The organism is Pseudomonas sp. P116 (genome assembly GCF_020149425.1).
Classification (GTDB): Bacteria; Pseudomonadota; Gammaproteobacteria; order Pseudomonadales; family Pseudomonadaceae; genus Aquipseudomonas; species Aquipseudomonas anatoliensis.
In genome coordinates this window covers 634,954-647,784 of sequence record NZ_JACVHB010000002.1, presented here as the reverse complement: position 1 = coordinate 647,784, position 12,831 = coordinate 634,954, and the positions used below count along the sequence as shown (strand labels likewise).

Sequence of the window (12,831 nt, the reverse complement as noted above, 5' to 3'; positions counted from 1 at the left end):
TTGGTCTTATGATCCGCTTGAGCACGATCCTGCTCGGTAAAGACTTTGTCCGCAAACGCTGGTCATCGCTGGCCCTGATCGGCGTGGTCTGGGGCGCGTCCGGCGTGGCGATATTCATCGATGCGCTCGATGGCGTGATGTATTTTCCGCTGCATTTTTTTGGCTATCTGCTGTTACTCGATGCCTTGATCATTCTGCTGGTGCCCGCACCGCAAACCGGCACCGCTGCCGCTTTGCGCAAAGCGCGAGGTGTGGCTTTCCTGATACTTGGGCTGCTGATTGTCGACCGGCAGCATGCCGCCAGCCTGATTCTGGCGGTGCTGTTTGGCGGGGCTTTTCTGGTCGATGGTGGCTTCCGGCTGGCGGCGGCAGTGGTGGTGCGTTTTGTCGGCTGGCGACTGTCATTGCTGACGGGGTTGTTCGAGATTGGTTTTGGCCTTTTCATCCTCGAACCGTACCCGACGCTCTATAAGGGAACGGTGCCGTTCTGCATTGGCATGAGCATTTTTCTCTCGGGCGGTGCCTTGTTGCGCCAGGCCATCCGGTTCAAAAACTGGCAGTCGCCGATCAGCATTTCCCCCGTCAGTGCACCGGCCTGCAGCAACGCACTGGTGATCCATGTCTGGACACCCAGCGGCACGGTCGACGACACCCTGGTACGTAACCGCCTGCTCAATCGTTATATCGCGGCGGTCGACGTCAACGGCGTCATCTCTGCCGGCCACGCCGCACTCGAGTGCGGGCCGGACATCTACATCAGCCACTATCCGCAGGACGACATTGACCGTTCGGCCGGGGATTTCGTGCGGTTGCTGCGGGCGACGCCGAACAACGATGTCGCCGGCAGGTTTTTACCCGATTATCCGAGCGAGGTCGCCGACTGGTGTCCATCGTCGGTTCAAGTCAGTTTTGCCCATTACGATGCTCAGCGATTGGCCGGGTTCTGGGCCAACTATCGGCAGAACGCCACCTACAACCTCACCAGCCGCAATTGCTCCAGTGCCGTCGCCCATAGCCTGGAAGCGGCCCTTGAAGGCGCTATGAATCGGGGCAAATCAAGCATGCTGGATTTTGCCCGGATCATCATCAGCCCCGAATTCTGGGTAGCGGCCCAGGTGCGCAAACGTGCCGAAGCCATGGCCTGGACCCCAGGTCTGGTGCTCGATTATGCCCGGGCATTGCGGGCCGCTGTCGAGCCAGCACCGCCGGGCTGGCACAGCATGTACGCGGGCGCGAAACGCGCCTGCGGCTATGTGGCCACTGCCTTGCGGGGGCGCGAGGTGCATCCGTTGCAGCCGCCAACATCAGTCCGTCCCCCCGACGAATCCTGATTGGCTTTAGACCGAGTCGCTGCCATCGCTGGCAAGCCAGCTCCCACAGGGGATGTGTCGTACTGAAAAATCATTTACGCCACAAAAACCTGTGGGAGCTGGCTTGCCAGCGATGGCGTCAGTGCGCACGCCGCAAAACCCAGCCCATTTATCAGCCAATTACCTAGCCTGCTAACTATTCCATTGACATTCGCTGCCTAGGCAGTAACATCTCGACATACATTCACTGCCTAGGCAGTTATTAGGTGAGCAAATGAAGCATTTCACCCCGGACGAATTCAAACACTGCCATCTCGGCCTGTTGCTTGGCCGTGCTGCGTTGCTCAAGGACCGGATCATCGACACCCACATGGAACCCCACGGCATCACTGCCGCGCAGTTCAAGGTGTTGATCATCATGGCCCAGTTCGGCGTCGATACGCCGGCCGAGCTGTGCCGGCACTTGTCGCTCGACAGCGGTTCGATGACACGCATGCTTGATCGTCTGGAGCAGAAAGGTTTCCTGGCCCGCCACCGCAGCGAAGGCGATCGCCGTCAGGTGCAATTGAAACTGACCGAACAAGGCCAGCAACTGGCCGATCGCCTGCCGCACATAGGCGCCGATGCGATGAATGAACTGGCCGGCGCCGTCACTCCGGACGAGTTGAAAACCCTGGAATACATCCTCAAGAAAATTCTGCTGGCAGCCGGTGACCCGATCACTATCCAGCGGTTAGGTGAACACAATGAGCGGTAAAACCTTGCGCAGCAGCCTCACTTTGGTGCTGTCGGCGATGATTCTCGCCGGTTGCGCCAACTACAGCGGCCTCGACACTCAAGGCCAGAGCCTCGATGCGAAAAGCCTCAAGGTCGGTCAGTCGCTCAATGGCGTCACGCTGTCGCCGGCGGCCTGGCCGAAAAGCGATTGGTGGACCAGCCTCGGCGATCCGCAACTCGACGGCTTGATCCGCGAAGCCCTGCACGACAGCCCCGACATGCAGATAGCCGAAGCCCGCGCCCATCAGGCCAGCGCCGCCGCGTATGCCGCCGATGCCGAGCGCTATCCGACGCTGGACGCCAGCGCCGGCATCAGCCGTTCGCGCCTGGCCAAGGATCAGGATCCGCGAGGGCAGGGCGATGCCTACGCCACCGTGCGTAACGTCAGCGCCGGCTTCAATTACAACTTCGACCTGTGGGGCGGCCAGCGTGATGCGTGGGAGGCCGCGCTCGGTGAAGCCCGTGCCGCCGAAGTCGACCGTCAGGCTGCACAACTGACACTCGCCGCCGACGTCGCCCGCGCTTACAGCGATCTCGGTCAGGCGCACATTGTTTATGACTTGGCCAATGAAGACCTCAAGCGCACCAAGCAGATGCTCGACCTGAGCCAGCGTCGCTTGAGCTCGGGGATCGACAGTCAGTATCAGTTCCAGCAAACGCAAAGTCTGGAAGCCAGTTCCGAAGCCAGTCTGATTGACGCAGAAAAACGCCTGAACAGCGCGAAAATCGCTTTGGCGGTGCTGCTTGGCAAAGGCCCGGATCGCGGCAACGAAATCGCCCGCCCGAAAATCCTCCAGGCCAGCGCTGTTGCCGTGCCGTCGGTGTTGCCGGCGGAACTGCTCGGTCGTCGTCCGGATCTGGTTGCCGCCCGCTGGCGCGTGGAAGCCGCGAGCAAAGACATCGACTCGGCGAAAACCCGGTTCTATCCCAATCTGAACCTCACGGCCTCGGCCGGTGCGGAATCGTTATTGGGTGATGCGATGTTCGGTTCGGCCAGTCGCTTCTTCAGCATTGCTCCGACCATTTCGGTGCCGATCTTCGACGGTGGACGCTTGCGCGCCAACCTCGATGCGCGCGATGCCGATTACGATCTGGCGGTGGCGCAGTACAACAAAAGTCTGGTGAAAGCACTCGGCGATGTCAGCGACACAATCAACCAGTTGCGTGACATCGGCCGGCAGATCGGCGCGCAGCAACACGCCACCGACATTGCTCAGGATTCTTACAACACCGTCGTCCAGCGTTACGGTTCCGGCATCGGCAACTACCTGGACGTGCTCAGCATCGAGCAGCAATTGCTCCAGGCCCAACGTCAGTTGGCCAACCTCAATGCCGAGCAGATCGACCTGTCGATTCAACTGATGCAAGCGCTGGGCGGCGGCTTCCAGGGTGAAACCCTGACCGCAGCCAACGCCCGCCCAGCCACGCCGCATAACTAATTCAAGGTATTTGTCATGGCCACTGCCGAAAACACCCAAGCTCAAGACAACACCCCGGACACCGGCAACCCGCGCAAACGCAAAGTGATGCTGCTGACGCTGGCCGTCGTGGTGATCCTCGCCGTCGCTGGCGTCTGGGCGTATCACGAATTCATCGGGCGCTTTAACGAAAGCACCGACGATGCCTACGTCAACGGCAACGTCGTTGAAATCACCCCGCTGGTGACCGGCACTGTGGTCAGCATTGGTGCTGACGATGGCGATCTGGTTCACGAAGGTCAGGTGCTGATCAACTTCGACCCCAACGACGCTGAAGTCGGCCTGCAAAGTGCTCAGGCGAAACTGGCGCGCACTGTGCGTCAGGTGCGCGGCTTGTACAGCAACGTCGATGGCATGAAAGCCCAGGTCAACGCGCAACAGGCCGAAGTGCAGAAGGCGCAGGACAACTACAACCGCCGCAAGAGTCTTGCCTCGGGCGGGGCGATTTCCCAGGAAGAACTGTCCCACGCTCGCGATGACCTGACCTCGGCACAAAACGCCCTTGCCAACGCTAAACAGCAACTGAAAACCACCAGCGCACTGGTCGACGACACCGTCGTTTCGTCGCATCCGGACGTGATGTCGGCCGCCGCCGATCTGCGTCAGGCCTATCTGACCAATGCCCGCAGCACCTTGATTGCACCGGTCACCGGTTACGTCGCCAAACGCACCGTGCAGCTCGGTCAGCGTGTGCAGCCGGGCACCGCGCTGATGGCGGTGATCCCGCTGGATCAACTGTGGATCGACGCCAACTTCAAGGAAACCCAGTTGCGTGACATGCGCATCGGCCAGCCGGTGGACATCGAATCCGACATCTACGGCAGCGACGTGAAATATAGCGGCACCATCGACAGCCTCGGCGCCGGCACTGGCAGCGCGTTTGCCCTGTTGCCTGCGCAGAACGCCACCGGTAACTGGATCAAGATCGTCCAGCGTGTGCCAGTACGCATTCATATCAACGCTGAAGAACTGGCCAAGCATCCGCTGCGCGTCGGTCTGTCGACCAACGTCGAGGTCAATCTGCACGACCAGAGCGGCCCGGTACTGGCCCAGCAGCCGCCGCAAAAAGCCTCGTTCAGCACCAACGTCTACGACCGCCAACTGGCCGAAGCCGACGCGATGATTGCGCGGCTGATCCACGACAACAGCGCCGCGACCAGCAAAACCGCGCAACGCTGACATTCATCCTGTGGGGGGCAAGCCTCTGTGGTGAAAGGATTCATCTGAGAAGAAGGGATTCTTCTGTAGAGAAAAGATGCATCTGTGGCGAGGGGATTTATCCCCGATTGACTGCGAAGCAGGCCCGTCTTTTCAGGAGCAAAAGAGGGGCCGCTTCGCGACCCATCGGGGATAAATCCCCTCGCCACAAAAGCTCCCTCATCACAAAAGCGTGTTCCCACAAGCGCAGCTGCGTCTGTAACAGGCGCAGCGCCAATCAGGTTCCATAGGATTCACAATGAGCAATAACGCCTCTTTCACGCCGCCCAGCCTGTTGCTCAGCACCATCGGCCTGTCGCTGGCGACGTTCATGCAAGTGCTCGACACCACCATCGCCAACGTGGCGCTGCCGACGATTTCCGGCAACCTCGGTGTGAGTTCGGAGCAGGGCACCTGGGTGATCACCTCGTTCGCCGTGAGCAACGCGATTGCGCTGCCGCTGACCGGTTGGCTCAGCCGCCGGTTCGGCGAGGTGAAGCTGTTTCTCTGGGCGACCATTCTGTTTGTACTGGCGTCGTTCCTTTGCGGTATCTCGACGTCGATGCCGGAACTGATCGGTTTCCGTGTGCTGCAAGGTCTGGTCGCCGGGCCGCTGTACCCGATGACACAAACATTGTTGATCGCTGTTTATCCCCCCGCTAAACGGGGGATGGCGCTCGCGTTACTGGCGATGGTCACGGTGGTTGCGCCGATTGCCGGGCCGATCCTCGGTGGCTGGATTACCGACAGTTATAGCTGGCCGTGGATCTTCTTCATCAACGTGCCGATCGGCATCTTTGCGGTGATGGTGGTGCGTTCGCAACTGGCCAAGCGTCCGGTGGTGACCAGTCGCCAGCCGATGGATTACGTCGGGCTGATCTCGCTGATCATCGGTGTCGGTGCGTTGCAGGTGATCCTCGACAAGGGCAATGACCTGGACTGGTTCGAGTCGAACTTCATCATCATCGGCGCGGCGATATCGGTGGTTGCGCTAGCGGTGTTCGTGATCTGGGAAATGACCGACCAGCACCCGGTGGTCAATCTGCGCCTGTTCGCCCATCGCAACTTCCGCATCGGCACGATTGTGCTGGTGTTGGGTTACGCCGGGTTCTTCGGTATCAACCTGATCCTGCCGCAATGGCTGCAAACCCAGATGGGCTACACCGCGACCTGGGCCGGTCTGGCCGTGGCACCGATCGGCATTCTGCCGGTGCTGCTGTCGCCGTTTGTCGGCAAGTACGCGAACAAGTTCGACCTGCGCCTGCTGGCCGGGCTGGCGTTTCTGGCGATTGGCCTGAGCTGCTTCATGCGCGCCGGGTTCACCAACGAGGTGGACTTCCAGCATATCGCGCTGGTGCAACTGTTCATGGGCATTGGCGTGGCGCTGTTCTTCATGCCGACGTTGAGCATCTTGATGTCGGACTTGCCGCCAAGCCAGATCGCTGATGGCGCAGGCCTTGCGACATTTTTGCGCACCTTGGGCGGCAGCTTCGCGGCGTCGCTGACCACATGGATCTGGATTCGTCGCGCGGATCAGCATCATGCGTACATGAGTGAAAGTATCAGCACTTTCGAGCCGGCGACTCGCGAGACCTTGAATTCATTGGGCGGGGCGAGTCAATCGGCGTATGCGCAGATGGATCAGATCCTGACCAGTCAGGCGTACATGCTCTCCACCGTGGATTACTTCACGCTGTTGGGTTGGGGGTTCATGGGTTTGATATTGATTGTGTGGCTGGCGAAGCCGCCGTTTGCTGCCAAGGCCGGGCCGGCTGCTTCCGGCCATTGAGGCAACACATAACCTGTGGGAGCGGGCTTGCCCGCGATGGCGGATTTTCGGTCAACAGAGATGTTGAATGTGATGGCCTCATCGCGGGCAAGCCCGCTCCCACAGGGATAGCAGTGATCCTTAGGCGCTCGGGGCGGGCAGGGCTGGAGGCGGGGCGAAGTCGAACGGCGCCAATGCATACCCGTTCTCATCCACCTGCAACGCCCAACCCTGACGATCCCAATCCCCCAGCACAATCCGCTTCGCCGCCTGCTCGCCGAGCTGCAACTTGTGGATCGCCGGACGATGGGTGTGCCCGTGAATCAGGGTCTTCACGCCAAATTCCTGCATGATTCGCGGAATCTCCTCGGGCGTGACATCGACAATGTCATTGGCCTTCATCCGCGTCTGCGCGCGGCTCTCGCTGCGCAGCTTGCGCGCCAGTTTGTGCCGGGTGCTCAGCGGCAGGTTGCGCAGGATAAACAGGGTGACCGGATTGCGCAGATAACGCCGCAGCTTCATATAGCCGACATCGCGGGTGCAGAGGCTGTCGCCGTGCATCAACAGCACCGGCTCTCCGTAAAACTGCACGACACTCGGGTCCTTCATTAATGTGCAGCCGGCCTGTTTGCAAAAGGCCTTGCCGAGCATGAAGTCGCGATTGCCGTGCATCAGAAATATCGCCGTGCCGCTGTCGCTCAATTCGCGCAGGGCCTGGCAGATGGAACGCTGGAAAGGTGTCATGGCGTCGTCGCCAATCCACGCTTCGAAGAAGTCGCCCAGAATGTACAACGCACTCGCCGAGCGGGCGCGTCCGGCGAGCAAATCCAGAAACGCCCGGGTGATGTCCGGGCGCTCCTCTTCCAGATGCAAGTCTGAAATCAGCAATATCACGCTTCGATGATCTCGGCTTTCTCGATGATCACGTCGTCTGCTGGTACGTCCTGGTGACCTGCCTTGGACGTTGTGGAAACGCCTTCGATCTTGTCGACAACGTCGAAGCCGGCAACCACTTTACCGAATACCGCGTAACCCCAACCCTGAGCGGTCTTGGCGGTGTGGTTGAGGAAGCCGTTGTCGGTGGCGTTGATGAAGAACTGCGCCGATGCCGAATGCGGGTCCATGGTGCGAGCCATGGCCAGGGTGTACTTCTCGTTCTTCAGACCGTTGTCAGCTTCGTTCTGGATGCTTGGGCTCTTGTCTTTCTTTTCCTTCATGCCAGGCTCGAAACCGCCGCCCTGGATCATGAAACCCTTGATCACACGGTGGAACACGACGTTCTCGTAGTGACCTTTTTTAACGTATTCGATGAAGTTGGCCGCGGTGATCGGGGCTTTTTCGTCGTTCAGCTCGATGACGATGTCACCGAAGTTAGTGGTCAGTTTTACTTGAGTCATGATCGCTACTCTTTATAAGGAATTCGTGGGTAGGGGCCCATTTACACCCCTTACCGGTTCAGCCCTTGAAGGCCAAGGTGCGCAGTTTAGCGTGACAGGCGCGAATTTCGAGGCAGTTTTTCATTTCCGTGCGATTAAATGCACGCCTTTATAGGGCCTGCTCTGTCAGGCCCTTGACGGCATCGGCTATGATAGCGGCTTTGTTTTGTCTGGCCCCTCTTCTGCGGCCGCGCACATGTAAGTCAAGGATCCTATGAGCAAGCCCACTGTCGACCCTACCTCGAATGCCAAGTCCGGCCCTGCCGTGCCGGTCAACTTCCTGCGGCCGATCATCCAGGCAGACCTGGACTCGGGCAAGCACACCAAGATCATCACCCGTTTCCCGCCTGAGCCCAACGGCTACCTGCACATCGGCCACGCCAAGTCGATCTGCGTGAACTTCGGTCTGGCCCAGGAGTTCGGCGGCGTCACGCACCTGCGTTTCGATGACACCAACCCGGCCAAGGAAGATCAGGAATACATCGACGCGATCGAAAGCGACGTCAAATGGCTGGGCTTTGAATGGTCCGGCGAAGTGCGCTACGCCTCGCAGTATTTCGACCAGTTGCACGACTGGGCCGTCGAGCTGATCAAGGCCGGCAAGGCCTACGTCGACGACCTGACGCCTGAGCAAGCCAAGGAATACCGCGGCAGCCTGACCGAGCCGGGCAAGAACAGCCCGTTCCGTGATCGTTCGGTTGAAGAGAACCTCGACTGGTTCGCCCGCATGCGCGCCGGTGAGTTCCCGGACGGCGCCCGCGTGCTGCGTGCCAAGATCGACATGGCCTCGCCGAACATGAACCTGCGCGACCCGATCATGTACCGCATCCGCCACGCCCATCACCATCAGACCGGTGACAAGTGGTGCATCTACCCGAACTACGACTTCACCCACGGTCAGTCGGACGCCATCGAAGGCATCACCCACTCGATCTGCACCCTGGAATTCGAAAGCCATCGTCCGCTGTACGAGTGGTTCCTCGATGCGCTGCCAGTACCCGCGCACCCGCGTCAGTACGAGTTCAGCCGTCTGAACCTCAACTACACCATCACCAGCAAGCGCAAGCTCAAGCAACTGGTCGATGAAAAGCACGTCAATGGCTGGGATGATCCGCGCATGTCCACGCTGTCGGGCTTCCGTCGTCGTGGCTACACGCCGAAATCGATCCGCAACTTCTGCGAAATGATCGGCACCAACCGTTCCGACGGCGTGGTCGACTTCGGCATGCTCGAATTCAGCATCCGCGACGACCTCGACCACAGCGCCCCGCGTGCCATGTGCGTGCTGCGTCCGCTGAAAGTCGTGATCACCAACTACCCGGAAGGCCAGGTCGAGAACCTCGAACTGCCGCGCCACCCGAAAGAAGACATGGGCGTGCGCGCTCTGCCGTTCGCCCGGGAAATCTACATCGACCGTGAAGACTTCATGGAAGAGCCGCCGAAGGGCTACAAGCGTCTGGAATCGGGCGGCGAAGTGCGTCTGCGCGGCAGCTACGTGATTCGCGCCGACGAAGCGATCAAGGACGCCGATGGCAACATCGTCGAACTGCGTTGCTCCTACGATCCCGAAACCCTGGGCAAGAACCCGGAAGGCCGCAAGGTCAAAGGCGTGATCCACTGGGTGCCGGCCGCCGCCAGCATCGAGTGCGAAGTGCGTCTGTACGATCGTCTGTTCCGCTCGGCCAACCCTGAGAAGGCCGAAGACAGCGCCAGTTTCCTCGACAACATCAACCCTGACTCACTGCAAGTGCTGACCGGTTGTCGTGCTGAGCCATCGCTTGGCAATGCACAGCCGGAAGACCGTTTCCAGTTCGAGCGCGAAGGCTACTTCGTTGCCGATATCAAGGACTCGAAACCAGGTCAGCCGGTATTCAACCGTACCGTGACCCTGCGTGATTCGTGGGGCCAGTGATTTAGCGTCAAGGAAACCAACGTGCTTACGATCTACAACACGCTCACCAAGAGCAAAGAAGTCTTCAAGCCGCTCGATGGCAACAAGGTGCGCATGTACGTCTGCGGGATGACCGTGTACGACTACTGCCACCTGGGCCACGGTCGCAGCATGGTCGCGTTCGACTTGGTGACCCGCTGGTTGCGGTTCAGCGGTTACGACCTGACTTACGTGCGCAACATCACCGACATCGACGACAAGATCATCAATCGTGCCAACGAGAACGGCGAGTCGTTCGAAGCGTTGACCGAGCGCATGATCGCCGCGATGCATGAAGACGAAGCGCGCCTGAACATCAAGAAGCCGGACATGGAGCCGCGCGCCACGGATCACATTCCGGGCATGCACGCGATGATCCAGACCCTGATCGACAAGGGCTACGCCTACGCCCCGGGCAATGGCGACGTGTACTACCGCGTCGGCAAGTTCATGGGCTACGGCAAGCTGTCGCGCAAGAAGATCGAAGACCTGCGCATCGGGGCGCGGATCGAGGTCGACGAGGCCAAGGAAGATCCGCTGGACTTCGTGCTGTGGAAAGGCGTCAAGCCGGGCGAGCCAAGCTGGGCATCGCCGTGGGGTGACGGTCGTCCGGGCTGGCACATCGAATGCTCGGTGATGTCGACCTGCTGCCTCGGTGAAACTTTCGATATTCATGGCGGCGGCAGCGACCTCGAGTTTCCGCACCACGAAAACGAAATCGCCCAGAGCGAAGCGGCCACCGGCAAGACCTACGCCAACGCGTGGATGCATTGCGGCATGATTCGCATCAATGGCGAGAAGATGTCCAAATCCTTGAACAACTTCTTCACCATCCGCGACGTGCTGGAAAAGTACCACCCGGAAGTCGTGCGTTACCTGCTGGTATCGAGCCACTACCGCAGCGCGATCAACTACTCGGAAGACAACCTCAAGGACGCCAAAAGCGCACTCGAGCGTTTCTACCACGCGTTGAAAGGCCTGCCGAACGTGGCGCCTGCCGGCGGCGAAGCGTTTGTCGAACGTTTCACCACGGTGATGAACGATGACTTCGGCACGCCGGAAGCCTGCGCGGTGCTGTTCGAGATGGTGCGTGAGATCAACCGTCTGCGTGAGAGCGATCTTGATGCAGCGGCAGGTCTGGCTGCACGTTTGAAAGAACTGGCGAGCGTGCTGGGTGTGTTGCAGCTCGAAGCCGATGACTTCCTGCAGGCCGGCGCCGAAGGGCGTGTTGACGCGGCTGAAGTCGACGCGCTGATTGCTGCGCGTCTGGCGGCACGGGCCGGTAAGGATTGGGCTGAGTCCGACCGTATTCGTGACCAGCTCACTGCGATGGGAGTTGTGTTGGAAGACGGGAAGGGTGGGACTACCTGGCGTCTGGCTGACTGATTGCCTACCTGATACAAACAAAACCCGCCTTGTGCGGGTTTTTGTTTTTTAGAATCAAAAGATCGCAGCCTTCGGCAGCTCCTACATCGAGCGCGACCCTGTAGGAGCTGCCGAAGGCTGCGATCTTTTGATCTGTGCCTCCAACCCTCGACCTGTCACGAAGAAGAGCCCCTCACTAACCCTCTCCCTCCGGGAGAGCGTTAGTGAGGGGGTTGCTTTTGCTCTACGCGTAGGTCTTGATATCTGACTCCGCCAACATGGGCGGCGCTTGCAGCAGGATGCTGACCAGCGACTAATAAAAGGAGGAATCATGGCCAATCACTATCGCGAACTGTTCACCACCCCCGGCGCCACCGGGTTAGTGCTCGCGAGCTCTATTGCCCGACTGCCACAAGCAATGATCGGCATCGGCATCATCACCATGCTGGTCCAGCAAACCGGTGTTTACTGGTTGGCCGGCGCCGTCGCCGGTACGTTCACCTTGGCCAATGCGCTGCTCGGCCCGGTTATTTCGAGACTCGTTGATCAGCGCGGCCAGAGTCGCGTGCTGCCCATCGTCACGGCTTTCAGCGTGGTCATGCTGCTGGCGCTGATCTTCGCCGTCTACATGAGGGCTCCTGCCGCCTTGTTTTTTGTTCTGGCGGCACTGGCGGGGACAATGCCCAGTATGCCGTCCATGATCAGGGCACGCTGGTCGCACTTGTTCCGTGGCAAGCCGCAGTTGCACACGGCGTTCTCTCTGGACACGGTCTTGACCGAACTCGCGTACATCATCGGCCCGCCACTGGCGATCGGTTTGAGCGTGAGCTTCTTCGCCGAAGCCGGGCCACTGGTGGCGGTCGGGCTGCTGGCCGTCGGGGTGACGGCGTTTCTCATGCAGCGCCAGACCGAACCGAAAGTGGTCGTGGGCAACCGCAGCAATAGCGGTTCCACGTTGCTGATTCCTGGCGTTCGCACCATTGTCCTGGCGCTGTTGGCGATGGGCGCCATTGGCGGTGCAATCGATGTCGCCGTCGTGGCTTTTGCCAATGATCAAGGCTGGCCCGCGTCTGCCACGTTCATGCTCGCCGCCTATGCGCTCGGCTCTCTGGTGGCGGGCCTTACGTTCGGTGCATTGCGGGTTTCCCTGCCGATCGAAAAACAGTTCTTTATCGGCATATTGGTCACGGCCGTCACCGGCGTACTGCCGGTTTTCGCAACAGATGTTTATGTCCTGTCAGCGATGCTGTTTATCGCGGGCATATCGTTTGCGCCCACCATGGTCGTGGTCATGAAGTTGGGGACGATCATCATCCCTGCGTCCAGGATGACAGAAGGGCTGACGTGGATGACCACTGGCATCAGCATTGGCGTAGCGCTTGGGGGCATGCTCGCGGGGCCGGTGATTGATGCTTATGGCGCGCGTGCGGGGTTCGGGGTGGCGATTGGTGCGGGGGTGATGATGATGGTGGTTGTGTTGATTGGGTTGCGTACGTTGGCTGCTGCTTCAACGACAAATATTGAGTCGGCGTATTCGTAATGCGCACTGCTTTTATATAGCTTTCAAAGT

The 12,831-nt window shown here is 59.8% G+C and carries 10 protein-coding genes; 8 read left to right on the top strand and 2 right to left on the bottom strand.

Annotated features, from left to right (window positions below):
• Nucleotides 1-8: 8 nt before the first annotated feature.
• The 5 genes from ICA15_RS09320 to ICA15_RS09300 all read left to right on the top strand — a co-directional run bounded on the left by ICA15_RS09320 (nucleotide 9) and on the right by ICA15_RS09300 (nucleotide 6,551).
• The gene (locus ICA15_RS09320; protein WP_210553082.1) at nucleotides 9-1,331 is read left to right on the top strand and encodes an HdeD family acid-resistance protein; all 1,323 of its coding nucleotides are present in this window, start codon (nucleotides 9-11) and stop codon (nucleotides 1,329-1,331) included.
• Nucleotides 1,332-1,584: 253 nt separating this feature from the next.
• Nucleotides 1,585-2,067, top strand: coding sequence for a MarR family winged helix-turn-helix transcriptional regulator (locus ICA15_RS09315; RefSeq protein ID WP_095189882.1), 483 nt, complete (start codon nucleotides 1,585-1,587; stop codon nucleotides 2,065-2,067).
• Entirely contained in the window at nucleotides 2,057-3,526 is a 1,470-nt protein-coding gene (locus ICA15_RS09310) for an efflux transporter outer membrane subunit (protein WP_150618360.1), read from the top strand. Before ICA15_RS09315 ends, ICA15_RS09310 begins: the two co-directional genes overlap by 11 nt.
• A 15-nt stretch (nucleotides 3,527-3,541) precedes the next feature.
• Entirely contained in the window at nucleotides 3,542-4,744 is a 1,203-nt protein-coding gene (locus tag ICA15_RS09305; protein WP_150605363.1) for an efflux RND transporter periplasmic adaptor subunit, read from the top strand.
• Between the two features lie 277 nt (nucleotides 4,745-5,021).
• On the top strand, nucleotides 5,022-6,551 hold the full coding sequence (locus tag ICA15_RS09300; RefSeq protein ID WP_150605364.1) for a DHA2 family efflux MFS transporter permease subunit: 1,530 nt from the start codon (nucleotides 5,022-5,024) through the stop codon (nucleotides 6,549-6,551).
• Between the two features lie 120 nt (nucleotides 6,552-6,671).
• Here the strand turns inward: ICA15_RS09300 and lpxH are convergent, their stop codons facing one another.
• Together lpxH and ICA15_RS09290 are read right to left on the bottom strand one after the other, a co-directional pair.
• Nucleotides 6,672-7,424 (bottom strand): UDP-2,3-diacylglucosamine diphosphatase, encoded by a 753-nt coding sequence (gene lpxH / locus ICA15_RS09295; RefSeq protein ID WP_210553081.1) that lies wholly within the window; start codon nucleotides 7,422-7,424, stop codon nucleotides 6,672-6,674.
• Nucleotides 7,421-7,927: a peptidylprolyl isomerase gene (locus ICA15_RS09290; protein ID WP_150605366.1), complete on the bottom strand. Its 507-nt coding sequence runs from the start codon at nucleotides 7,925-7,927 to the stop codon at nucleotides 7,421-7,423. The genes lpxH and ICA15_RS09290 overlap by 4 nt, the downstream gene beginning before the upstream one ends.
• 253 nt (nucleotides 7,928-8,180) lie before the next feature.
• Between ICA15_RS09290 and ICA15_RS09285 the strand changes: the two genes are divergently transcribed.
• The 3 genes from ICA15_RS09285 to ICA15_RS09275 all read left to right on the top strand — a co-directional run bounded on the left by ICA15_RS09285 (nucleotide 8,181) and on the right by ICA15_RS09275 (nucleotide 12,801).
• Nucleotides 8,181-9,878 carry a glutamine--tRNA ligase/YqeY domain fusion protein gene (locus ICA15_RS09285; RefSeq protein WP_042559898.1) on the top strand — a complete coding sequence of 566 codons (1,698 nt, stop codon included), beginning with the start codon at nucleotides 8,181-8,183 and terminating at the stop codon, nucleotides 9,876-9,878.
• Nucleotides 9,879-9,899: 21 nt separating this feature from the next.
• Entirely contained in the window at nucleotides 9,900-11,282 is a 1,383-nt protein-coding gene (cysS, locus tag ICA15_RS09280) for a cysteine--tRNA ligase (protein WP_042559897.1), read from the top strand.
• Between the two features lie 310 nt (nucleotides 11,283-11,592).
• Entirely contained in the window at nucleotides 11,593-12,801 is a 1,209-nt protein-coding gene (locus tag ICA15_RS09275; protein ID WP_210553080.1) for an MFS transporter, read from the top strand.
• Nucleotides 12,802-12,831: the final 30 nt, after the last annotated feature.